Annotated in this window: 19 protein-coding genes; 9 read left to right on the forward strand and 10 right to left on the reverse strand. The window is 56.2% G+C overall.

Features of this window, described 5'->3' with window-relative positions; all coding sequences use genetic code 11:
* Positions 1 to 50 precede the first annotated feature (50 nt).
* The 6 genes from QOT07_RS23605 to QOT07_RS23630 all read left to right on the forward strand — a co-directional run bounded on the left by QOT07_RS23605 (position 51) and on the right by QOT07_RS23630 (position 7,654).
* On the forward strand, positions 51 to 914 hold the full coding sequence (locus QOT07_RS23605) for a fumarylacetoacetate hydrolase family protein (RefSeq protein WP_283604007.1): 864 nt from the start codon (positions 51 to 53) through the stop codon (positions 912 to 914).
* Between the two features lie 85 nt (positions 915 to 999).
* The gene (greB, locus tag QOT07_RS23610; protein ID WP_099063498.1) at positions 1,000 to 1,473 is read left to right on the forward strand and encodes a transcription elongation factor GreB; all 474 of its coding nucleotides are present in this window, start codon (positions 1,000 to 1,002) and stop codon (positions 1,471 to 1,473) included.
* A 350-nt stretch (positions 1,474 to 1,823) separates the two neighbouring features.
* Positions 1,824 to 4,160, forward strand: a complete 2,337-nt coding sequence (locus QOT07_RS23615; RefSeq protein ID WP_283604008.1) for a Tex family protein — start codon at positions 1,824 to 1,826, stop codon at positions 4,158 to 4,160.
* Positions 4,161 to 4,803: 643 nt separating this feature from the next.
* Complete coding sequence (gene feoA, locus QOT07_RS23620) at positions 4,804 to 5,028, forward strand: ferrous iron transporter A (RefSeq protein WP_085119832.1); 225 nt, start codon at positions 4,804 to 4,806, stop codon at positions 5,026 to 5,028.
* A 71-nt stretch (positions 5,029 to 5,099) separates the two neighbouring features.
* Positions 5,100 to 7,415, forward strand: coding sequence for a Fe(2+) transporter permease subunit FeoB (gene feoB, locus QOT07_RS23625; RefSeq protein ID WP_219017145.1), 2,316 nt, complete (start codon positions 5,100 to 5,102; stop codon positions 7,413 to 7,415).
* Positions 7,415 to 7,654, forward strand: coding sequence for a FeoC-like transcriptional regulator (locus tag QOT07_RS23630; protein WP_112349132.1), 240 nt, complete (start codon positions 7,415 to 7,417; stop codon positions 7,652 to 7,654). The genes feoB and QOT07_RS23630 overlap by 1 nt, the downstream gene beginning before the upstream one ends.
* A gap of 42 nt (positions 7,655 to 7,696) precedes the next feature.
* Here the strand turns inward: QOT07_RS23630 and QOT07_RS23635 are convergent, their stop codons facing one another.
* Together QOT07_RS23635 and bioH are read right to left on the reverse strand one after the other, a co-directional pair.
* Positions 7,697 to 7,981, reverse strand: coding sequence for a YdgH/BhsA/McbA-like domain containing protein (locus QOT07_RS23635; RefSeq protein ID WP_099063494.1), 285 nt, complete (start codon positions 7,979 to 7,981; stop codon positions 7,697 to 7,699).
* 246 nt (positions 7,982 to 8,227) lie between these two features.
* Positions 8,228 to 9,022: a pimeloyl-ACP methyl ester esterase BioH gene (gene bioH, locus QOT07_RS23640; RefSeq protein WP_099063493.1), complete on the reverse strand. Its 795-nt coding sequence runs from the start codon at positions 9,020 to 9,022 to the stop codon at positions 8,228 to 8,230.
* Positions 9,023 to 9,064: 42 nt separating this feature from the next.
* Between bioH and gntX the strand changes: the two genes are divergently transcribed.
* A complete protein-coding gene (gene gntX / locus QOT07_RS23645; protein ID WP_129936969.1) occupies positions 9,065 to 9,748 on the forward strand; it encodes a DNA utilization protein GntX in 684 nt (227 codons plus the stop codon).
* A gap of 67 nt (positions 9,749 to 9,815) precedes the next feature.
* Positions 9,816 to 10,391 carry a Fe-S biogenesis protein NfuA gene (gene nfuA, locus QOT07_RS23650; RefSeq protein WP_012147309.1) on the forward strand — a complete coding sequence of 192 codons (576 nt, stop codon included), beginning with the start codon at positions 9,816 to 9,818 and terminating at the stop codon, positions 10,389 to 10,391.
* Between the two features lie 82 nt (positions 10,392 to 10,473).
* On the opposite strand, the gene malQ is transcribed toward nfuA, so the two are convergent.
* Both malQ and malP read right to left on the reverse strand, forming a co-directional pair.
* Complete coding sequence (malQ, locus tag QOT07_RS23655) at positions 10,474 to 12,564, reverse strand: 4-alpha-glucanotransferase (RefSeq protein WP_219017146.1); 2,091 nt, start codon at positions 12,562 to 12,564, stop codon at positions 10,474 to 10,476.
* A 9-nt stretch (positions 12,565 to 12,573) separates the two neighbouring features.
* Positions 12,574 to 14,979 (reverse strand): maltodextrin phosphorylase, encoded by a 2,406-nt coding sequence (malP, locus tag QOT07_RS23660; RefSeq protein ID WP_207979714.1) that lies wholly within the window; start codon positions 14,977 to 14,979, stop codon positions 12,574 to 12,576.
* Positions 14,980 to 15,523: 544 nt separating this feature from the next.
* Here malP and malT point away from each other — a divergent pair.
* Positions 15,524 to 18,238, forward strand: coding sequence for an HTH-type transcriptional regulator MalT (gene malT, locus QOT07_RS23665; RefSeq protein WP_099063489.1), 2,715 nt, complete (start codon positions 15,524 to 15,526; stop codon positions 18,236 to 18,238).
* Positions 18,239 to 18,282: 44 nt separating this feature from the next.
* Here the strand turns inward: malT and QOT07_RS23670 are convergent, their stop codons facing one another.
* From QOT07_RS23670 to QOT07_RS23695, 6 genes are read right to left on the reverse strand one after another with little or no spacing between them, the layout of a single operon-like run.
* A complete protein-coding gene (locus QOT07_RS23670) occupies positions 18,283 to 18,969 on the reverse strand; it encodes an L-ribulose-5-phosphate 4-epimerase (RefSeq protein ID WP_207979811.1) in 687 nt (228 codons plus the stop codon).
* Positions 18,970 to 18,973: 4 nt separating this feature from the next.
* Positions 18,974 to 19,828, reverse strand: a complete 855-nt coding sequence (locus tag QOT07_RS23675) for an L-ribulose-5-phosphate 3-epimerase (protein WP_207979716.1) — start codon at positions 19,826 to 19,828, stop codon at positions 18,974 to 18,976.
* 9 nt (positions 19,829 to 19,837) lie between these two features.
* The gene (locus QOT07_RS23680) at positions 19,838 to 20,494 is read right to left on the reverse strand and encodes a 3-keto-L-gulonate-6-phosphate decarboxylase UlaD (RefSeq protein WP_207979718.1); all 657 of its coding nucleotides are present in this window, start codon (positions 20,492 to 20,494) and stop codon (positions 19,838 to 19,840) included.
* A gap of 10 nt (positions 20,495 to 20,504) precedes the next feature.
* Positions 20,505 to 20,984, reverse strand: a complete 480-nt coding sequence (ulaC, locus tag QOT07_RS23685) for a PTS ascorbate transporter subunit IIA (RefSeq protein ID WP_207979721.1) — start codon at positions 20,982 to 20,984, stop codon at positions 20,505 to 20,507.
* Between the two features lie 9 nt (positions 20,985 to 20,993).
* On the reverse strand, positions 20,994 to 21,302 hold the full coding sequence (gene ulaB, locus QOT07_RS23690) for a PTS ascorbate transporter subunit IIB (RefSeq protein ID WP_207979723.1): 309 nt from the start codon (positions 21,300 to 21,302) through the stop codon (positions 20,994 to 20,996).
* A 14-nt stretch (positions 21,303 to 21,316) separates the two neighbouring features.
* Positions 21,317 to 22,714 (reverse strand): PTS ascorbate-specific subunit IIBC, encoded by a 1,398-nt coding sequence (locus tag QOT07_RS23695; protein ID WP_085119846.1) that lies wholly within the window; start codon positions 22,712 to 22,714, stop codon positions 21,317 to 21,319.
* Positions 22,715 to 23,049 lie beyond the last annotated feature (335 nt).

Genomic DNA, 23,049 nt, shown 5'->3' on the forward strand with positions numbered 1-23,049 from the left:
CCCGCTCAGTGGGCAATACCATTCCATTTCACCTTCAGAGGGCCTGTATCATGAAGATCTGCCGTTTCAATCACGACCGGATAGGGATCATCCGGCAGCAGCGGGTGTACGACATCACGCCGATGTTCCACGCCATCCCCCCCGCACACTGGCCCGCGCCGCCCGCCGACTGGATGATTAGTCATTTCCCCAGCATTGCCTCACAGTTGGACGCAAACTGGGAACGGCTGGAGAGTTATTCACTGGCGCAGGTGAACCTGAACTCGCCGGTGGCCAACCCAGGCAAACTTGTCGCCGCGCCGATCAATTACCGTGATCACATCGCCGAAGCCAATGCCGACCACCAAATCAACCATGGCAAGGTCTATACCGATATCAGCGAGTACGGTCTGTTTCTCAAGGCCAACAGCTCATTGTGCGGACCGAACGAGATCATCAACTTGCCTATTCCTGATCGACGTACCGATCCAGAGGTCGAACTGGCAGTGATCATTGGTCAACGCGCCCGGAACCTGCCCGTTGAGCAGGCCCTGGAGGTGGTGTTCGGCTACGCTATTGGCATAGACATGACCGTACGCGGTTCGGAATTTCCCTCTTTTCGTAAATCGGCCGATGGGTTTTCGGTGTTGGGTCCGTGGATTGTCACCCCTGACGAAATCGGCGATCCGAACGCGCTGGATCTCAGTATTCGGGTCAACGGCCAACTCAGGCAGCACTCCAACACCCGCCACCTGATTTATAACGTACAACGCCTGATCGCCTATGCCTCGGCGATGTTTACCCTGTGGCCGGGGGACGTGATTTATACCGGTACGCCGTCCGGCGTCTCGCAGATACAGGCCGGTGACCGTATCGAGGTCAGCATCGAGCGCATCGGTGCGATGTCGGTCACGATAGCCGACAGCACACCCTGACAAGCCCTATTTTCGATGCCTCTGGCCCCGTATCTGTCGTACACTTCGCGCTATAGGTTCCACTATTGCCACGGTAACAGGTTGTATGAGAACACCGCTGATCACCCGTGAAGGGTACGACAAACTTAAACAAGAGCTGGATTACCTCTGGCGGGAAGATCGGCCAGAGGTCACCAAAAAAGTGACCTGGGCCGCCAGCCTTGGCGACAGAAGTGAAAATGCCGATTATCAGTACAACAAGAAACGGCTGCGGGAGATCGATCGCCGCGTGCGCTACCTGACCAAATGCCTCGAGCAGTTGAAAGTCGTCGACCATTCGCCGCAGCAGGAAGGCAAAGTGTTCTTTGGTGCCTGGGTAGAGGTGGAAAACGAAGACGGTGAGATTAAACGCTTTCGCATCGTCGGCTATGACGAGATTTTTGGCCGTCGGGACTACATCTCCATCGATTCACCGATGGCCCGCGCCCTGCTGAAAAAAGAAGTGGGTGATGCCGCCACGGTCAACACCCCAGCGGGAGATGCGCTGTGGTATGTGAATGAGATCGAGTACGTAAAATAGAACTGACGACTGACAAGTCTATTATTAGGGAGAGCGTGCCGAAGGGGTCGTAGCGGGCTTGCCCCGACCAATTTGCCGGGAGCAAATTGGAACGACTTCAAGTCGGCCCGTAGGGTGGGGCACATGGATGTGCCCCATAATGGCCCCTCGGTGCGCTAGGCCCGAGTATCTCGGACTAAAATCAAACTTATAAGATTTCGGCTTTTTCCTAGCGGGCGTCCGCCGCCGCGGTACAGGCCACTTTACGTGCCCTGGCTGCCGAGAGGCGGCCCGCTTCACTGGCATTTTCCGCGCGCAATCCGTATAACTGTCCCCCTGTTTACTCACCATTATCAACAGATACCAGACATATGAATGACCCACTGAGCCGCATTATTGCAACAGAACTGCAGGCCCGGCCGGAGCAAGTTGACTCCGCCATCCGTCTGCTGGATGAAGGTAATACCGTGCCCTTTATTGCACGCTATCGTAAGGAAGTCACCGGGGGTCTGGACGATACCCAACTGCGCCAGCTGGAAACCCGCCTGGGTTATCTGCGTGAACTGGAAGACCGCCGTCAGACCATCCTTAAATCGATCGACGAGCAGGGCAAACTGACCGAACAACTGGCGGGGGCGATCACCGCCACGCAAAGCAAAACCGAACTCGAAGACCTCTACCTGCCTTACAAACCCAAGCGCCGCACCCGTGGACAGATCGCCATCGAAGCCGGTCTGGCCCCATTGGCGGACAGCCTGTGGCAGGATCCTCAGCAGCAGCCGGAAACGCTGGCCGAACGCTACGTTGACGCCGACAAAGGCGTGGCGGACGTGAAAGCCGCCCTCGACGGGGCGCGTTACATCCTGATGGAGCGCTTCGCTGAAGACGCCGCGCTGCTGGCCAAGGTTCGTAATTACCTGTGGAAGCATGCGCATCTGGTCTCCAAAGTGGTGGAAGGCAAAGAAGAAGCCGGCGCGAAATTCCGCGACTACTTCGATCACCATGAACCTATTGCCCAGGTGCCTTCACACCGTGCGCTGGCCATGTTCCGTGGCCGCAACGAAGGCGTGCTGCAACTGGCGCTGAACGCCGATCCACAGTTTGAAGAAGCTCCGCGTGAAAGCCAGGCGGAACAGATCATCATCAGCCATCTCGATCTGCGCCTGAATAACGCCCCGGCAGATGCCTGGCGCAAAGCCGTGGTCAACTGGACCTGGCGCATCAAGGTGCTGCTGCATCTGGAAACCGAACTGATGAGTACCGTGCGCGAGCGTGCGGAAGACGAAGCAATCAACGTCTTCGCCCGTAACATGCACGATCTGATGATGGCCGCACCGGCCGGCATGCGTGCGACCATGGGGCTGGATCCGGGCTTGCGTACCGGGGTGAAAGTGGCGGTGGTGGATGCCACCGGCAAACTGGTCGCCACCGACACCGTCTACCCGCATACCGGACAGACCGCCAAAGCCGCTGCCATCGTCGCGGCACTGTGCATCAAACATAAAGTGGAACTGGTGGCCATCGGCAACGGTACCGCGTCGCGTGAAACCGAGCGTTTTTACCTTGATTTGCAACAGCAGTTCGGCGAAGTCAAAGCGCAGAAAGTGATCGTCAGCGAAGCCGGTGCCTCGGTGTATTCCGCCTCCGAACTGGCGGCACTGGAATTCCCTAACCTCGACGTCTCGCTGCGTGGCGCCGTCTCTATCGCCCGCCGCCTGCAGGATCCGCTGGCCGAGCTGGTGAAAATCGATCCGAAATCCATCGGTGTCGGTCAGTACCAGCACGATGTCAGCCAAAGCCAACTGGCGAAAAAGCTGGACTCGGTGGTTGAAGACTGCGTGAACGCCGTTGGGGTCGATCTGAATACCGCCTCAGTGCCGCTGCTGGCCCGCGTGGCTGGCCTGACGCGCATGATGGCGCAGAATATCGTCACCTGGCGTGATGAGAACGGCCGTTTCAGCAACCGTGAACAGCTATTGAAAGTCAGCCGTCTGGGGCCAAAAGCCTTTGAGCAGTGCGCCGGCTTCCTGCGTATTAACCACGGCGAAAACCCACTGGATGCCTCGACCGTTCACCCGGAAACCTACCCGGTAGTCGAACGCATTCTGGCTGCCACCCACCAGGCACTGCAGGATCTGATGGGTAACCCGGCAGCGGTGCGCAGCCTTAAGGCCAGCGATTTCACCGACGAGAAGTTCGGCATGCCAACGGTGACCGACATCCTGAAGGAGCTGGAGAAACCGGGCCGCGATCCGCGCCCTGAATTCAAAACCGCCACCTTCGCTGAAGGCGTTGAAACCCTCAATGACCTGCAGCCGGGCATGATCCTGGAAGGTTCGGTAACCAACGTGACCAACTTCGGTGCCTTTGTGGATATCGGCGTGCATCAGGACGGCCTGGTACATATCTCCTCGCTGGCGGACAAGTTTGTCGAAGATCCACACACCGTGGTGAAAGCCGGCGACGTCGTCAAAGTGAAGGTGATGGAAGTGGACCTTCAGCGCAAACGCATCGCGCTGAGCATGCGTCTGGACGAGCAACCGGGGGAAGGTTCGCCGCGCCGTGGCAGCAATTCCGCCCCGGCCAAGGACAATACAAACCGGGCACCGGCCAATAAGGGTAAACCGCGCGGCGGCAACAACAACACCTCGGCAGGTAACAGCGCCATGGGTGATGCGCTGGCGGCGGCATTCGGCAAAAAATCTTAATCAGACCCTAACCCGGCTAATGGGATGCAGGGCGGAGTTCACTCCGCCCTTTCCTGACGAAATATCCCCGCGATTTTTGACCCGCCTCAATAAACCTGCATTTTTCTCTAATCTTACCAACGGCTATAACGACCCAATGTTTTAGGCCTGAAAATAGCGTTGTATCGCCATCGATTAACACCGTTATTAACATCATGTTCCCATTTCGCCATTTCCCAGAGAAACACAAATAGTTACCGCTCGTATTCAGTCGACGAGATGTTGCCAAATAAATACCAATATGGATGCTAACCGATCAAAGCTGCCGAATTTGTCGCTAATTTTTTCAAACTGGAAAAAATCACTACAATCACGTAACTGATTTAACTCACCATTCTCATTTGCGCCCCGCCAAACCGGGTGATAAAAGTAGTCCTGTCAGGCGGTCTCGATGATTAAATGTGATCGCCACAACTTTTGGTTACCAATACCCCTATTTTTTGTATTGAATACGATAATGATTCTCACTATTATTATTGTGCGTGTTCACTGCATTACCTCATGGATTGAAAACGTCGGCAGCCCGTCATATTTACCGCGGCGCTTCCTTTGGAACGTTCTTTTATCATCATCGGCCCAATAAGCTGGGCTCAGGGAAGGTTACATGCATCTTCTGCCTAAACGGTCGTATAAGATCGCCGGCTTCGCCAATGAAATCGGCCCAGCCTACCGCCAGAAACTGTTATCACTCGGCATGCTGCCGGGTTCGTCGTTTGAAGTGGTGCGCGTCGCACCACTGGGTGATCCCATAGAAATTAAAACCCGCCGCGTCAGCCTGGTGCTGCGCAGGAAAGATCTGGCCCTGATCCTGCTCGACGACCCATCCTGACGCGGAGTCGCCTTGCCTTGGCCACGCGCATCGCCTGGCCCCATTTCCCTTGACTGATATCACGCAAAATTATGAAAAAACTCACTATTGGCTTAATAGGAAATCCTAATTCCGGTAAGACTACGCTGTTTAACCAGCTGACCGGGGCGCGCCAGCGGGTCGGTAACTGGGCGGGCGTGACGGTGGAGCGTAAAGAAGGCCTGTTCACCACGCCGCAATCCCAGGTCAAACTGGTCGATCTGCCCGGCACCTACTCCCTGACCACCATCTCGGAGCAAACCTCACTCGACGAGCAGATCGCCTGCCACTACATTCTGAGCGGCGACGCCGATCTGCTGATCAACGTGGTCGACGCTTCCAACCTGGAACGCAATCTGTACCTGACGCTGCAACTGCTGGAGCTGGGTATTCCCTGCATCGTCGCGCTGAACATGCTGGATATCGCCAGAAGTCAAAAAATTGATATTGATATCGCCGCCCTGTCCGCACGCCTCGGCTGTCCGGTGGTACCGCTGATCTCCACCAAGGCCGATGGTATTGGTGTACTCAAGCAGATGATCGACAATCATCAGTTCAACGAATTGAAAGCGCTGGTGCTCTACCCGCCGGTGCTGCTGAAAGAAATGACCACGTTGAGCGATGCCATGCCACAGAACCTGCCGAGTGAGCAGCGCCGCTGGCTGGCACTGCAGATGCTGGAAGGCGATATCTACAGCCATACTCTAGCCGGCCCGGCGGCGGCCCTGCTGCCGGCAGCCAGAGAGGCACTGCGACAACAGCAACAGGAAGACCCGGCATTAGTCATCGCCGATGCGCGCTATCAGTCGATCGCCACTCTGTGTGACGCCGTCAGCAATTCGCAGCAGGCGATACCAAACCGCCTTACCGAAGCCCTGGATAAAGTGATCCTCAACCGCTGGCTGGGAGTGCCGATCTTCCTGCTGGTGATGTATCTGATGTTCCTGCTGGCAATCAACCTTGGTGGTGCGCTGCAGCCAATTTTCGATATCGGTTCTGCGGCCATCTTTATCCAGGGCATTCAATGGCTGGGTTACACCCTGCATTTCCCTGAATGGCTGACTATTTTCCTGGCACAGGGGGTCGGTGGCGGTATCAACACCGTACTGCCACTGGTGCCGCAAATCGGCATGATGTACCTGTTCCTGTCGTTCCTCGAAGACTCGGGCTACATGGCCAGGGCAGCCTTCGTGATGGATCGCCTGATGCAGGCACTCGGGTTGCCCGGGAAATCTTTCGTGCCGCTGATTGTCGGCTTTGGCTGCAACGTGCCCTCTATCATGGGCGCACGCACCCTGGATGCGCAGCGCGAACGCCTGATTACCATCATGATGGCTCCCTTCATGTCCTGCGGTGCCCGGTTGGCCATCTTCGCCGTCTTTGCCGCCGCCTTCTTCGGCCAGGATGGGGCGGGCGTGGTGTTCTCTTTGTATATGCTCGGCATTGTGGTGGCGATCCTCACCGGGTTGGTGCTGAAGTACACCATCATGCGCGGCGAAGCCTCACCCTTCGTTATGGAACTGCCGGTCTACCACGTGCCACATCTGAAAAGCCTGCTGCTGCAAACCTGGCAGCGACTGAAAGGCTTTGTCCTGCGTGCCGGTAAGGTGATCGTGATTGCCAGCATCTTCATTGGCGGCCTGAACAGCTTTTCGTTCAGCGGCAAACCGGTAGATAACATCAATGATTCCGCACTGGCGTCGGTATCCAAGGTTCTGACACCGCTGCTGCAACCGATGGGCGTGCACAATGATAACTGGCAGGCCACCGTCGGTCTGGTGACCGGCGCCATGGCGAAGGAAGTGGTGGTCGGCACCCTGAACACGCTGTACACCGCCGAACATATCAATAATACCGAATTTGATGCCGCCAACTTTAACCTGCTGGACGAACTGGGCGGAGCACTGAATACCACCTGGCAGGGGCTGAAAGACACCTTCAGCCTGAGCGTGCTGTCCAACCCGATTGAGGCCAGCAAGGGCGATGGGGAAATGGACGTCGGCTCAATGGGCGTGATGAGCAGTAAATTCGGCTCCGGGGTTTCCGCCTACAGCTACCTGATCTTCGTGTTGCTTTACGTCCCTTGCGTCTCGGTCATGGGGGCTATCGCCCGTGAATCCAGCCGCGGCTGGATGACCTTCTCCATTCTCTGGGGGCTGAATGTCGCTTACTCCCTGGCCACGCTGTTTTATCAGGTCGCCACCTTCAGCCAGCATCCGCAGTACAGCCTGACGGCAATCGCCATTGTGGTGCTGTTCAATCTGTTGATCCTGTTCGGCCTGCGTCGGGCGCGCAGCCGGGTAACAGTGCGGCTGGGCAATGCTACACCAGCAACCTGTTGCCAGGGAGCCAAGGGGGACTGTCACTGATGGCCGGCCTGCTGCAGATCCGTGATGCATTGGCGCTGCACGGCAACGTGCAGGCGCTTCAACTCAGCCGTCAGTTGGCGGCCCCGCTGCCGTTAGTGCAGGCCATGCTGGAGCGTTTAATCGCGATGGGGAAAGTGGAGCGTATCGAGCAGGATAACAGCGCCTGCCTGAGTGGCAGTTGTAAAAGCTGCCCAGAGGGCCAGGGATGCAGTACGGTGGTCTATCGTTTGAAGTCGTAAGGATCGGGGCGCGGCACAGGCGCGCCCCTGTTCAATCAATCGTTATTGCTTGTCTTTATACACGTCAGCGATAGCACTGAACTTGCCGTGCTCACGGCCAGCCAGAATTACGTAGTATTGCCCGCCTTTTTCATCAGCCAGTTTGGACAGCTCTTCTTTTGCATCCATTGGCGACGTGGTTTGTGCGGTAGTGGTTACTGTACCCACTTTCTCGTATTTACCCGGATTCTTGTCCAGATCTTCCTTGGTCAGCAGAGTCGCTGCCAGGGTGCTGAAAGACACTGAACCTACAACTAACGCGGCAATAATCATTTTCAAAGATTTCATTACAATACCTCTCAATGGATAATTTATTTATTATGAAAACTGTCCAGGGTAAGTGCGCCATAATACCGGCTGCCGTGACATCTTCTGACCTCGTTGCTTTCCCTGACGAGAGCCGTTTTCCCAGAGACGAAACGCCAAAGTAAAAAAACCGTGAACGGTTTTTTCATTTCCCAGCCAACGCAGTTACCCCCCTAAGTATCGGACAGGTTTATTTTTTATCCACTAAGCAGCTCTTTTTTTAACGCTTTATTGTGCGTTTTGGCAGCGGATCCCACTTTCGGCCACAAAGGTGCAGATAATTTCAGCGAATTCATCAGGCTGGGAAATAAATGGCGCGTGGGCCGCTTTGGCAATGATGATTGAAGACGAGTGTGGCCAACTGACGTCGAGTAACCCGGCCACCTTACGCGGCACCAATCCGTCCAGATAACCATAAACCCGCAACAAGGGCAGCGACAACTGCGTCAACGCTTGACGCAAGTCAGCCGTCCGCAATATTTCAAGCCCACCGTTCAGGACTTCAACACTTGGCGTCGGCTGGTTAAGCACCACCGACTTCAGCAAGCGGGCGTCCTGCCGTGCGCTTTCAGTTCCCAGCGTCTGTAATGCCAGAAAACGCTCTACGGTACGCTGAAAATCCTGACTCAACTGATGCTGAAAACCGCTCAGTACTTCTGGGCGGATCCCCGGCCAGTCACCCTGTGCCGTAAAGCAGGGTGAAGAGGCCACGGTGATCAGCCCACGTACCCGCTGCGGCTGCATCAGCGCTATCTGGCTGGCCACCAGCCCGCCGAGCGACCAACCCAGCCACCATGCCTGGGCCGGCGCGGCATCCAGCACGATTTCCGCCATTTGCTCGAGCGACATGGCAGCAAACCCCTGGCTGCGGCCATAACCCGGCAAATCGACCAAATGCAGGCGAAAATGCGGCGTCAGTCGCTCAAGCATGCAACTCCACACTTCTGCATTCAGTCCCCAGCCATGCAGCAGCACAAGATCGCGATCGCCTTCACCTATTGTTTGCCAGTACAACGCAGTCATCAGTTATTGTCCTTTCATTCTCATCCGTCAGGGAGGACGGCTATGCTATCAATCTGCAGCCGCTGTTGGCTATGCCGACAGCCATTACATCTTAGTCGTCAGGGTATCTGCAGCTACTGCCTGCGCCAAATGGCCGCCAAACCGCTGTGCTGTCCCCGCTGCGGGCTGCCCGCCGGCGATACGGTATTGCCCTGTGGCCGCTGCCTGCAACAGCCGCCCCCCTGGCAGGCGTTGGTGTTCGTCAGCGACTACCAGGCCCCGTTGCGCCAACTGATCAAAAAATTCAAGTTTCAGCACACGCCGGAGCTGGCACCGCTGCTGGCACGGTTAATTTTGCTAAACTGGCAACGGGCGCATCGAGAGCAATATCTGAACAGACCCGATGTGATTTTAGCAGTACCCTTACAGGCTAAACGTTGCTGGCGTCGCGGCTATAACCAGAGCGATTTGCTGGCGCGGCCGCTGGCGTACTGGCTGGGCTGCGACTATCGCCCCGCCGCCCTGAGCCGGGTGCGTAAAACCGCCCCACAGCAACGGTTGCCGGCCCGTATGCGGCGGCGTAATCTACGCGGTGCATTTCGCTGCCATGAATCTTTGGCGGGTCGACACGTCGCCCTGCTGGACGATGTGGTGACGACGGGCAGTACGGTGGCAGAAATTTCCAGGTTGTTGCAGCGGCAGGGAGTCGCATCAATACAGATTTGGTGCGTTTGCCGCACGTTGTAGTGCCAAGGCAATGGGCGTATTATAACCTAGTATAGAAGTCAACTATTTGAACTAACGAGCTAATGCCATGATTCGTATAACAGATACTGCACAGGAACACTTTGCCAAACTGCTGGCAAATCAAGAGGAAGGCACCCAAATCCGCGTATTCGTGATCAACCCGGGTACGCCTACGGCCGAATGCGGTGTCTCTTATTGCCCGCCGGACGCGGTTGAAGCGACAGACACCGAGCTGAAGTTCGAAAAGCTGTCTGCCTATATCGACGAACTGAGCAAACCTTATCTGGACGATGCCGAGATCGACTTCGTCACCGACCAACTGGGCTCGCAGCTGACGCTGAAAGCGCCAAACGCCAAAATGCGTAAAGTGGACGACAACGCACCGCTGATGGAGCGTGTTGAATACGTACTGCAGTCACAGATCAACCCACAGCTGGCAGGCCACGGCGGCCGTGTTACGCTGATGGAAATCACTGATGACAGCCTGGCGATCCTGCAGTTTGGTGGCGGCTGTAACGGGTGTTCAATGGTCGATGTGACCCTGAAGGAAGGCATCGAGAAAGAGCTGCTGCAGAAGTTCCCTGAACTGAAAGGCGTGCGCGATTTGACCGAGCACCAGCGCGGTGAGCACTCCTACTATTAATCCTCTGTTCCAGGGCCCGATGCCCCACAGCGGATAAAAAAATGCCGGATTTGGTGTGCCCAATCCGGCATTTTTACGTCAATTACCCTACCGAGACCTTGCGTCGCCGCTTGTCCAAATCCTTCAGTAACCGGTTGACCTGCTGATCGGCAAACATCTCCTCCAGCGTGTGGGTCAGTTTACGTCGCCAGTTCGGGTACTGATCGCTGGTACCGGGAATATTGACCGGATCCGCCATGTCCAGCCAGTCTTCCGGCTGCAGACCCAGCAACGCGCTGGCGCTGTCGGCGACATAACGCTGTAAGCCCCGATTAAGCAACGGGCTCATATTCAACAACGCCGCCTTTTTTCCTACCTTCTGCGGCACACAACCATAGTGGTGCAGCCCGTCCAGCAACCCCTGCTTGGCTCGCTCACGGTCGGCAAACAGCCCTTTCAGGATCTCCGCATCCGGATACAATCCCAGTTGGTTGCCCAACTGCAGGTCACCGCTTTGCCAATAACCGCGCAGCGTCGGCAGATCGTGGGTGGTGATAGTCGCCATGGCCTGCACCGGATAGGCCTGCGGTGCGCGGAAATGGTTCTCCCCGTCACGTTCGAAATACAGCACCTTATAGGAGTAGACGCCGCTGTCGCGAAGCTTGCCAACAATCTCGACCGGAACGGTACCGAGGTCTTCACCAATCACCATACAACGGTGGCGTTGGCTTTCCAGCGCCAGCACCGCTAACAGATCGTCCACCGGGTATTTCACATAGGCACCGTGAACCGCGGTTTCACCGTAGGGTATCCACCACAGACGCAGTAACGCCATCACGTGGTCAATGCGCAGTGCGCCGCAACTGGTCATATTGGCACGCAGCAGATCGATAAACGGCTGGTAGCCCCGCGCCGCCATCACATGGGGATCCATCGGCGGCAGGCCCCAGTTTTGCCCCAACGGGCCCAGAATATCCGGCGGTGCACCCACCGAGGCTTTCAGACAATAAAGCTCGCGCTCGCACCAGGTTTCCGAGCCCCCTTCCGCCACGCCGACCGCCAAATCGCGGTACAGGCCGATCGGCATCTGTTGTTGCTGGCTCTGGCGGAAACAATCGGCGAACTGGCTGGCCGCCAACCATTGCAGCCACAGGTAAAACGTCACCTGATCCTGCTGTTGCTGACAAAATTGCTTCACCGCAGCGCTGTCGCCCTGTTGATATTGCTCAGGCCAGGCCGGCCAGCCCCACAGGCTGCTGTCTTTGGCAGCCAGATGGGCATGCAGCGCATCAAAAGCAGCCTGCTGATACAGGCTGTCGCCACCGTCGAGAACAAACTGCTCAAATGCCTGACGTTGCTCGTCACCCGCTTTACGTGCCTGGAACAGCGGGAATGCCAGCTTTAGCGCCGCCAGCTTTAGCTGCGTCACCGTGCTGTAATCCACCTGCTCGCTGCTACGCGCCGCGGCCAGCTTCTTTTGCGTGGCCGGTTTCAGCCACCATTGCTGCGCGGCGTCGTTGCGTTGGAAATCCTCCACCGCGTTCACATCGATATAAATCACGTTCAGCCAACGCCGCGATGACGGGCTGTAGGGGCTGGCGCTTTCCGGATTGGCCGGATACAGCGCGTGGATCGGGTTCAGCCCGACAAAAGCGCCCCCTCGCTCACCGACCTGCTCCACCATCTGACGCAGATCGCCAAAATCACCGATACCCCAGTTACGATCGGATCGCAGGGTGTAAAGCTGGACGCAAGCGCCCCACAGCTTCTTTCCGGTCAGCAAGGCATCCGGTTCATAACAGCGTTTCGGCGCCACGATCAGTCGACACTGCCACTGCTGCTCGCCCTGCTTCAGCGTCAGTTGGTGATAACCCGGCGGTAACTCGCCCGGCAGGGTAAAGGTTTTACGCGCGCTGGCACGCCCTTGTTGCTGGCCGCCATCCTCACGCTGCAACGTCCACAGATACTCACCGCTGCCCGCCAATGGCAACGCCACCGGCGCACCCTGATAGAAGACCTTCACCGCCGGTAGCGGCGTCATTGCAGTCTCCTGTGGGGTCGTAGTGCGTCCCATGGCATCCAGCAGTCGGCGCTTGGTGTCCTCAGCGATCGCCTGCTGTTGACCGTGGGCATTAATATAATCGGCAGCGATACCCGCCTGAGCGGCCGCTTGATCGATGACCTTGCGATCCATTCGCTCTCCTTAACGCTTGGCTTGCCAGATGCGCTGCTGGTAGTCGCGGATCGAGCGATCCGAACTGAACATACCGACACGCGCGGTGTTAAGAATAGTACGACGCGTCCATTCATCACGGTCACGATAGAGTTCGTCTACCTGCTGTTGAGCTTTGCAGTAAGAAGCAAAGTCCGCCAGCACCAGGTAAGGGTCGCCCCCTTCCAGCAGACTGTGCAGCATCATGTCGAAGGCATGCTTGTCGCCATGGCTGAATGCACCACTTGCCAGTTCGTCCAGGATCGCCTTCAGGTGCTTGTCTTTCTTGCGGTAGCTGAGCGGATCATAGCCTTTCGCCAACAGCGCCTTTACCTGATCCACGGTATTGCCGAAGATAAAGATATTGTCTTCGCCCACCTGCTCGGCGATCTCCACGTTAGCACCATCCAGGGTGCCGACGGTCAGCGCGCCGTTCAACGCCAGCTTCATGTTGCCGGTGCCGGAGGCCTCTTTGCCTGCGGTCGAGATCTGCTCAGAAATATCCGCCGCCGGGATCATCAGTTCAGCGACGGACACACGGTAGTCGGGAATAAACGCCACTTTCAGTCGATCCTTCACCAGCGGATCGTTGTTGATCTTTTCCGCGGCCTGGTTGATCGCATAAATGATGTTCTTCGCCAGATAGTAGCCCGGTGCCGCTTTGGCGCCGAACAGGAAAACCCGCGGCACGATATCCAGCTGCGGGTTATCGCGCAGTTGGCGATACAGCGACAGAATGTGCAGCAGGTTCAAATGCTGGCGTTTGTATTCGTGCAGGCGTTTGATCTGCACGTCGAAAATCGCGTCCGGGTTCAGCGTCAGCCCCATCACGTCGTGCACGTAGTTGGCTAATATGACTTTGTTATCGCGTTTAATTTGCTGATAACGCTGGCGGAACGCCGCATCATCGGCATATTTCTCCAGCCCTTTCAGCGCGTCGAGATCGTTCGCCCACTCCACCTTCAGCGTTTCATCAATCAGCCCTGACAGCGCCGGGTTGCATTGCTTCAGCCAGCGACGTGGCGTGATGCCGTTGGTGACGTTATGGAATTTGTTTGGCCACAGTTGGTGGTATTCCGGGAACAGGTCCTTCACCACCAGATCGGAGTGCAACTGAGCCACGCCGTTGACCGCAAAGCCGCTGACCACGCACAGGTTAGCCATGCGCACCTGTTTGTCATGGTGCACCGCCAGTTTGGCCCATACTGCGTCGTCGCCCGGCCAGTGTTTATCCACCAGCTTTTTGAAGTTGGCGTTGATCTGCTTGATGATGGAGAAATGACGTGGCAGCAGGCTGCGCACCAGTTTCTCATCCCAGCACTCCAGCGCTTCCGGCATCAGGGTATGGTTGGTGTAGGCGAAAGTTTTGCTGGTGATCGCCCAGGCGGCATCCCAGTCCAACTGATGTTCATCCAGCAGAATGCGCAGCATTTCCGGAATGGCGATGGTCGGATGGGTGTCATTCAACTGGATCACTTCGTACTTCGGCAGGTCTTCAATTTTGCGCCCCGCCAGATGGTGCTTACGCAGAATATCGGCCACCGAACAGGCGCACTGGAAGTATTGCTGCATCAGGCGCAGGCGCTTGCCCGCCTGGTGGTTGTCATTCGGGTACAGCACCTTGGTCAACCTGGCCGCTTCTACGCCCTGCTTCTCCGCCTGCAGGAATTTGCCGTCGTTGAAATCGCTCAGGTCAAACGGATGCTGATGGGTCGCCTGCCACAGGCGCAGCGGCTGGGTCACGCCATTACGGAAGCCCAATACCGGCAGATCCCAGGCTTCGCCGCGCAGGGTAAACTCAGGACGCCACAGTTCGCGGCCATCGGCCAGTTTTTCCAGCTTCCCACCGATGCCGACATCCACCGACAGCGCCGCATTGTGACGGAACCACGGGTAGCTCTCGCGCTGCCAGTTATCCGGGGCCTCTTGCTGCTGGCCGCCGCTAAACGACTGGCGGAACAGCCCATACTGGTAATTCAGCCCGTAGCCGGTGGCCGGTTGTTCCACCGTCGCCATCGAATCCAGGAAGCAGGCCGCCAAGCGCCCCAGCCCGCCATTGCCCAACGCCGGATCGGTTTCCTGCTCCAGCAGGTCTGCCAGCTTGATATCCTGTTCCGCCAATGCCTGCTCGACGGTGTCGTACCAGCCCAGGTTAATCAGGTTGTTGGCCGTCAGGCGACCAATCAGAAACTCCATCGAAATGTAGTTCACATGGCGCAGCGGCTTACTGCTTTTGGGTGGTGCAGGCTGTGCAGCAAGCTGTTCGGCCAGTGCGCGGCTTACCGCTTCCCACCATTGGTGCTGGGTCATCTGTTGTGCAGAACTGAGGCCAAACTGTTGCCACTGACGGGTCAGTGCCGCCAGAAAAGCATCCTTTTTAAGCGTAGGCTGTGACATAAGGAAAACTCTCTATCCAGTAAGTGGGTCAAATTACCGTTATCGTGCCGGGGAGAAACAGTGAAGGCATCATCCCGCCTGGGGATTAGCTGGGGAGGAGGATTGGGGCGTAGCTAAAATTGTGATCTCAGGCACTTTTTGACTCCCTTGCATCATGCAAAAAAGCCCACCGACGAAGGCAGCGAGCACTGAGAATACGCTGAAAACTTGTGCAATGACGTTAGCATAGTTATTGCGCCGGCTATAGTGGCGCAGATTGCCAGAAATGCTTTTCTGTATCTGCGTCACCAAACCGTGCCACACCACGGCTATTCCACAAGGAATTGCCTGCAAACGTAAAAAAGTGTGATCAATAGCAATTTAACTCCAAGCCAATGCTGAACCTTGTTGCAATACGTTTAACGTTGTCAGAAGTTAGGAGGGGGATTAATTACGAGCCATAAAATAATTAGCCTCACTCCGATCCCGGCAGGCGTCACGATGAAAAAAACGCCATCGGGCAGGCCTACGGCAGCGGGAACCGCGCTTTTCACTCTGGAATACTATGCTGATCCCATCAAAACTGAGCCGCCCGGTACGGCTGCAAAATACCGTGATCCGCGATCGCCTGTTGGCCAAATTGGCCAGCGCGGCCAACTATCGTCTGACATTGGTCAATTGCCCTGCGGGATACGGAAAAACGACGCTGGTCGCACAGTGGGCGGCCGGCAAATCAGACTTAGGCTGGTACTCGCTGGATGAGAGCGACAACCAGCCCGAGCGTTTCGCCAGCTATTTGATCGCCGCCTTGCAACTCGCCAGCGGCGGCCACTGCGTGAAGAGCGAAGCGCTGAGCCAAAAGCATCAGTACGCCAGCCTGTCGGCGCTGTTTGCCCAGTTGTTTATCGAACTGTCTGACTGGCACCAGCCGCTGTACCTGGTGATTGATGACTACCACCTGATCACCAATGATGTCATTCACGAAGCCATGCGCTTTTTCCTGCGTCACCAGCCGGAAAATCTGACGCTGATCCTGCTGTCCCGTACCCTGCCCCCGCTGGGTATCGCCAACCTGCGCGTGCGCGACCAGTTACTGGAAATGGGCACGCAACAACTGGCGTTTACCCATCAGGAAGCCAAACAGTTCTTCGACTGCCGCCTGGTCGCACCAATGGAGCAACAAGACAGCAGCCGCCTGTGCGATGAGGTCGAAGGTTGGGCCACCGCGCTGCAGCTGATCGCCCTGTCTGCCCGGCAGTCTACCTCTTCCGCCCAACAGTCGGCCAAACGCCTGGCCGGGCTGAACGCCAGCCACCTGTCGGATTATCTGGTGGACGAAGTGCTGGATCACGTCGACGCCGAGGCACGCGCCTTCCTGCTGCGCTGTTCGGTATTGCGCTCCATGAACGATGCGCTGATCGTACGCCTGACCGGCGAAGACAATGGCCAGCAACGGCTGGAAGAGCTGGAGCGCCAGGGGTTGTTTATCCATCGCATGGACGACAGTGGCGAGTGGTTCTGCTTCCACCCGCTGTTCGCCACTTTCCTGCGTCAACGCTGCCAATGGGAGCTGGCCCTGGAACTGCCCGGCTTGCACCGTGCCGCCGCCGAAGGCTGGCTGGCATTGGGTTACCCGGCAGAGGCGATTCACCACGCACTGGCGGCCAGCGACGTCAGCATGCTGCGCGATATCCTGCTGCAGCACGCCTGGTCACTGTTCCATCACAGCGAATTGGCCCTGCTGGAAGAGTGTCTGAATGCACTCCCCTATGAACGGCTGATTCAAAATCCCAAGCTGGCACTGCTGCAGGCCTGGCTGGCACAGAGTCAACACCGCTACAGCGAAGTGAACACCCTGCTGGAGCGGGCCGAACAGGCGATGCGCGAGCAAAAAATTGAGGTTGACCGCACCTTGCAGGCCGAATTTGACGCCCTGCGCGCCCAGGTGGCGATCAACGCCGGTAAACCGGAAGAAGCCGAGCGCCTGGCCACCGAAGCGCTGAAGTTCCTGCCACTTTCCAGCTATTACAGCCGCATTGTCGCCACTTCGGTGACCGGCGAAGTCCATCATTGCAAGGGCGAACTGGCCCGGGCGCTGCCGATGATGCAGCAAACCGAGCAAATGGCCCGGCGTCATCAGGCATACCACTATGCGCTGTGGGCGCTGTTGCAGCAGAGCGAAATTCTGATTGCACAGGGTTTCCTGCAGGCCGCCTACGAAACACAGGACAAAGCTTTTGAGTTGGTGCGTGAACAGCATCTGGAACAGTTGCCGATGCATGAGTTCCTGCTGCGTATCCGTTCGCAGATCCTGTGGTCATGGTCACGGCTGGACGAAGCGGAAGATGCGGCCCGGGAGGGCCTGAAAATCCTGGCCAACTACCAGCCTCAGCAGCAGTTGCAATGCATCGCCATGCTGGCCAAATGTTCGCTGGCGCGTGGCGATTTGGATAACGCCAATGCGCACATGCAACGTTGCGAAGTGCTGTTGCACGGCACCCAGTACCACCGTGACTGGCTAACCAACGCCGATAAACCGCGGGTGATCCACTGGCAGATGACCGGTGATACCGCGGCGGCGGCCCAATGGTTGCGTCAGACCGAAAAACCCGGCATGGCGGACAACCACTTTATGCAGGGCCAGTGGCGCAACATTGCCCGGGTGCAAATCATGCTGGGCCAGTATGAAGAGGCCGGAGTGGTGTTGGACGAACTCAACGAAAACGCCCGCCGTCTGCGACTGGTCAGCGATCTGAACCGTAACCTGCTGCTCAGCAACCAACTTTACTGGCAGATGGAACGCAAAAGCGACGCACAAAAAGTATTGATGGAGGCGCTGTCACTGGCCAGCCGCACCGGATTTATCAGCCACTTTGTCATTGAAGGCGAAGCGATGGCGCAGCAGTTGCGCCAACTGATCCAGCTCAATACGCTGCCGGAGCTGGAAAACCACCGCGCCCAACGTATTCTGCGCGACATCAACCAACATCATCGGCATAAGTTCGCGCATTTTGACGAGAACTTCGTCGATAAGCTGTTAACGCACCCGCAGGTGCCGGAACTGATCCGCACCAGCCCGCTGACGCAGCGCGAATGGCAGGTGCTGGGGCTGATTTACTCCGGTTACAGCAACGACCAGATCGCCGGCGAGCTGGCGGTGGCGGCCACCACCATCAAAACCCACATCCGCAACCTGTACCAGAAGCTGGGCGTCGCCCACCGACAGGAAGCGGTACAGCAGGCTCAGCAATTGCTGAAGATGATGGGCTACGGCGCTTAATTTCAGGGTTCAGCCTACTGAACCCTGAGCGTTTTAACCCAGGGCTATCCTTGGCCGTAATAGGCGGCCACTCCATGTTTGCGGCTAAAATGCTTTGCCATCAAATGGTCATCAATGCGGCTAATGTCAGGGTTTATGCCACGGCTGATCCAGGCCATTTTCGCCACCTCTTCCAGCACTACGGCGTTATGCACTGCTTCATTCGGCGAGCAACCCCAACTGAATGGGCCATGCTGAAATACTATAATGCCCGGAATATGCAGCGGCTCATCACTTCCCAGGGTTTCCACAATCACCCGCCCGGTGTTCAGTTCGTACTCCCTGGCCACCTCTTCAGCCGTTAGTCCACGGGTGCAACGGATATCCCCGGAGAAATAATCGGCATGGGTGGTGCCAAAAGCAGGTATCGCTTCGCCTGCCTGCGCCCAGGCAGTAGCATGAGTCGAATGCGTATGCACAATGCCACCGATTTGCGGGTATGTCCGATACAGCTCCAGATGAGTTGGCGTGTCAGATGAGGGCCGTAAACGCCCTTCCACCACCTCACCTTGCATATTCACCACCACCATATCCGCCGCTTGCATCGTTTCGTACGGCACGCCGCTCGGTTTTATCACCATTAGTCCGTGCTCACGGTCAATACCGCTGACATTACCCCAGGTATAGGTCACCAACCGCTGTGCCGGCAGTGCCATATTGCCCGCATACACCTGTTGTTTCAGTTGTTCCAGCATCTTAAACTCCTATTGCCAGCCCGGCATTGGCCATCCTTTCGGTCACCCACATACGCGCAGCTTTGACTTCCTGCAACGAATTGACGGATTTTTCGCTCCACATCTCAATCAGATAGGGCCCACGATAACCAGTGCTCAGTAAAGTGGTGAAGCAACGCTCAAAATCCACCACGCCAGCACCAAAGGGCACATCCTTGAATACCCCCGGCAGAGTGTCTTTGACATGCACCGCGACAATGTGTCCGCTGCCAGCCATCAGTTCCATCTGAACGTCGTTATCCCACGCCGACAGATTGCCAATATCCGGATAGAGCTGAAACCACGGGTTATTGAGGTAATGAGCGTAACCCAAAGCCTTGCTGATCGAATTCATCAGCGGGTAATCCATAATTTCCATCGCTAGCGTCACCTGCGCACGGCTAGCCATTTCCACTGCCTTTTTCAACCCGTCACGAAACCGCTCGCGGGTGTTGTCATTGGCCTGCTGGTAATAAACGTCATAACCAGCCAGTTGGATCACCCGAATACCGGTATCCTGCGCCAACCGGATGGCTTTTTGCATAATTAGCATTCCCTGCGCCCTTACCGCATCATCTTCACTTCCCAAAGGAAAACGCCGGTGAGCACTCAGGCACATCGAGGGGACCCGTACACCGCTGGCGGCAACGGCGTGAACCAGCGCCAGGCGCTGCTCAGTGCTCCAGTCAAGACGTGCCAAACGGTGGTCATTCTCGTCGATCGACATTTCAACAAAGTCGAACCCCAGTTCGCCCGCGATCCGCAGACGAGCTAACCAATCCTCCCCCTGCGGCAATGCCTTTTCATAAATGCCCAACGGGACGGATTTGTGCAGCATAACCGCTCCTCAACCCCATAGCTGGGCAATAGTTCGTTTAAATTCACGCGCGGCGGCTACCGGGCTGGCGGCTTCACGGATGCTGCGCCCGGCGATAAACACGTGAATCGGAATGCCTTTAAACAACGGCAAGTCATCCAACGCCAATCCGCCGGTCACGGTCACCCTGAATCCCATATCGGACAGGCGCCTGATAGCGCCGATATCGGCTTCGCTCCATGCCACGCCCGCCGCCTGCGCATCACGGCTACGGTGATATACCACCTGCCCGATGCCTGCATCGCGCCATTCCTGCGCCTGTTCCCACGTCCAAAAGCCGGTCAGTTCGATCTGCACGTCGCCGTTAAACTCACGCGCGACCTCCAGCGCACCTTTGGTGGTGTTAATGTCGGCGCAACAAATCACCGTCACCCAATCAGCATTAGCTTCGAAACACATGCGCGACAGAATCTTGCCGGCATCGGCGATCTTGGCATCGGCCAGCACGATGCGATCCGGGTACAAGGCTTTCAGATCACGCACCGCACGTACCCCTTCCGCCACGCACAAAATGGTGCCAACTTCGATAATGTCCACCTCGTTGGCTATCAATCTGGTAGTGCGATACGCGTCATCCATCGACTGATTGTCCAGCGCCACCTGCAGCATCGGTAATGGGTTTGCCATGGTCTTCTCCTTAATGCGAATACGCTGCGGCGGCAGCGGAAGTTTGGTTAATCAGTGCCAGCACCTGCTCGGATGTATGGCAGGCACGCAGGCGATCAAAATTGGCTTGGTCTTCAAACAGATTCACCACCTGCAAAATACCGACCTCCTGATGTGTTTTGGCGTCAACCGCCGCCAGGGTGATCAGAATATCGATAGGGTCATTGTCTTCGTCACCAAATCGCACCGGCGTTTTCAGGGTCACCAGCGCGAAACCCGTTTTCAGCACGCCTTCCTCCGGTCGACCATGTGGCATCGCCAACCCCGGAGCCAGTACGAAGTAAGGGCCGAAGCGTTCAACACCTGCGATAATGGCGTCGAAGTAACGAGGTTCTACTACCCCTGCCATCACCAGTAAATCGACGCCGATTTTGACCGCTTCCCGCCAGTCTGCTGCCTCTGCCTGCAACAGAACGGAATGGTTTTGCTCCAACGAATCACTTAACTTCATTGCGTTACCTCACTGTTTCAGGTCTTGCGGAAAGTGCGAGCCGATCACCGCCATCAACTTGGGCCCGAAGTCTGCGGCTGAAAGCATATTGCGCACCCCCACCACATACTTATTGCCGCTGACGACGATTTCATCGGCCACGTGGGTAGAGGCAACAATAATGTCGGCGCCATTCAACTCGGATTTGTATTCGCCCACAGCGCAGCTGCTGACCGTATGATTGACGCCTTGCTCGCTGAGGAATTGATCGACTTTCATTTTCATGATCATGGAACTGCCTTGCCCACAACCGCATACCGCCAAAATTCGTACCGTCATGATGTACTCTCCAGTTAGTTAGCAGCCGATTCAGCCGTTTGTTTTTCTGCATCTTCCTCGGCACGCAAAGTACGACCGGCGAAGAACATATAAAGCAGCGCAATAACGATCACCACGCCCATAAACCACAGGCCAAAGCTCAGGCCCTGCATCAGCGGCGGCGCCAGAATCGACCAGTCCGCCATCCCCATCCAGGCGCTCAGTCCGGTCAATTTAATCGCCCACACGCAGCCAAAGATTTCGATCATTCCCATCACCAGGCAGATTTTCATGGCTGCGCGCCAGCCACCGAAATGGTTGGCAAATACACCTATGGTGGCGTTGGAGAAGAACATCGGGATAAATCCGGGGATGATCATGATTGAAGAGCCGATGCCAATCAGTACGCCAACGGCAATCAATTGGCCGATAGTGCCCCACATAAACCCCCAAACCACGGCGTTTGGCGCAAAGCTATAGATCGCTGCGCAATCAATCGCCAGTACCGCGCCAGGGATCAGGCGCTGTGAGATGCCGTTAAAGGCTTCAGTCAATTCCGCCACGAACATGCGCACACCCTGCACAATGATGAAGATAGCCACCGCGAACATCAGACCGGTTTGCAAAATGTAGATAGTCCAGTGGGTTTTTCCGGCCATTTGTTGCAGTGTGTCCAGGCCAAACGAACACAGAATGATGCCGAAGAACACCGTCATAACAATGGCGGTGGAAACAATGTTGTCATGGAAAATATTCAGCCAGCCCGGCAGTTTCAAATCTTCTACGCTGTCTTCTTTTTTACCCAGATACGGCGCGACTTTGCAGGCGATCCAGGACGCGAACTGCTGTTGGTGACCAATGGAGAAACCACTATTTTCAGTGACCGACTGGGTCGGTTTAAACATCATGTTGGAGGTTATTCCCCAATACAACGATGCCAGCAGCGCGCTGCACAGCACCGTAGTCCACATGCCGTAACCCATGATGTAGAAGAACACCGCGATCAGCCCCACCTGTTGAAACATGATGTGGCCGGTAAGCATGATGGTGCGAATGCCGGTAATCCGCCGCAAAAGCACATAAACAATATTGAGCGCCAACGCCAGCAACACCGCATAGCCTACCCAGCTATAGGCATCACCCATTCGCTCGATAGCCGCCATCATCGAGGCGTAAGTATCAGAAATAGCCCCGTTGATGCCATAAACGTCAGAAAGCTTTGCCACCACCGGTTTGAAGGTGCCAGTGAGAATGCCGGAACCGGCCTGCAACAACATAAAACCGATGATGGTTTTGATAGTGCCTTTAATGATCACCGCAGCACTTTTACGCAGCAGCAGATACCCCAGCAGCGTCACTAACCCCAGCAGCAACGGGGCATTGGTCATCACCTGATTGAAAAAAACGGTGAAGAGGGTGTAAAGGGTTTCCATACGGATCTCCAGATAACATTGGCTTTCAGATTGCACCTGAATGGATGTGGCCGGTTCAATCACCAGGCGTCACAGTAATGCAGGTACCTACTCACCATATCAATCACAGAGAATCACAAAAAGATCATAAGTGATTATTTGTGAACAACCTCGCAAGTTATCCGACCACGGTTTTTTCGCTTAATGATAACTCCTTTTTAATTACTTATTAATCATAAAGTTAAATAAAAATACATTCAGTCAACAACAGTGTGACAGTGATATTCATATATCAAAACCCGCTTTATCCCCCTGATCATGCTCGTTGCCACATGCAACACTTGATGCTAGATTCA

This window comes from Serratia proteamaculans (assembly GCF_949794035.1).
Taxonomy (GTDB): domain Bacteria; phylum Pseudomonadota; class Gammaproteobacteria; order Enterobacterales; family Enterobacteriaceae; genus Serratia; species Serratia proteamaculans.

Coding starts and splice junctions, on each gene's coding strand:
- QOT07_RS23675 (WP_207979716.1), bottom strand. CDS start 19,828: ATGCTGCACAAATCCGTCCCGTTGGGCATTTATGAAAAGGCATTGCCG.
- QOT07_RS23635 (WP_099063494.1), bottom strand. CDS start 7,981: ATGAAATCTTTGAAAATGATTATTGCCGCGTTAGTTGTAGGTTCAGTG.
- malP (WP_207979714.1), bottom strand. CDS start 14,979: ATGTCACAGCCTACGCTTAAAAAGGATGCTTTTCTGGCGGCACTGACC.
- QOT07_RS23605 (WP_283604007.1), top strand. CDS start 51: ATGAAGATCTGCCGTTTCAATCACGACCGGATAGGGATCATCCGGCAG.
- gntX (WP_129936969.1), top strand. CDS start 9,065: ATGCTATCAATCTGCAGCCGCTGTTGGCTATGCCGACAGCCATTACAT.
- QOT07_RS23680 (WP_207979718.1), bottom strand. CDS start 20,494: ATGGCAAACCCATTACCGATGCTGCAGGTGGCGCTGGACAATCAGTCG.
- QOT07_RS23695 (WP_085119846.1), bottom strand. CDS start 22,714: ATGGAAACCCTTTACACCCTCTTCACCGTTTTTTTCAATCAGGTGATG.
- nfuA (WP_012147309.1), top strand. CDS start 9,816: ATGATTCGTATAACAGATACTGCACAGGAACACTTTGCCAAACTGCTG.
- feoA (WP_085119832.1), top strand. CDS start 4,804: ATGCATCTTCTGCCTAAACGGTCGTATAAGATCGCCGGCTTCGCCAAT.
- greB (WP_099063498.1), top strand. CDS start 1,000: ATGAGAACACCGCTGATCACCCGTGAAGGGTACGACAAACTTAAACAA.
- feoB (WP_219017145.1), top strand. CDS start 5,100: ATGAAAAAACTCACTATTGGCTTAATAGGAAATCCTAATTCCGGTAAG.
- QOT07_RS23630 (WP_112349132.1), top strand. CDS start 7,415: ATGGCCGGCCTGCTGCAGATCCGTGATGCATTGGCGCTGCACGGCAAC.
- bioH (WP_099063493.1), bottom strand. CDS start 9,022: ATGACTGCGTTGTACTGGCAAACAATAGGTGAAGGCGATCGCGATCTT.
- ulaB (WP_207979723.1), bottom strand. CDS start 21,302: ATGACGGTACGAATTTTGGCGGTATGCGGTTGTGGGCAAGGCAGTTCC.
- malQ (WP_219017146.1), bottom strand. CDS start 12,564: ATGGATCGCAAGGTCATCGATCAAGCGGCCGCTCAGGCGGGTATCGCT.
- ulaC (WP_207979721.1), bottom strand. CDS start 20,984: ATGAAGTTAAGTGATTCGTTGGAGCAAAACCATTCCGTTCTGTTGCAG.
- malT (WP_099063489.1), top strand. CDS start 15,524: ATGCTGATCCCATCAAAACTGAGCCGCCCGGTACGGCTGCAAAATACC.
- QOT07_RS23615 (WP_283604008.1), top strand. CDS start 1,824: ATGAATGACCCACTGAGCCGCATTATTGCAACAGAACTGCAGGCCCGG.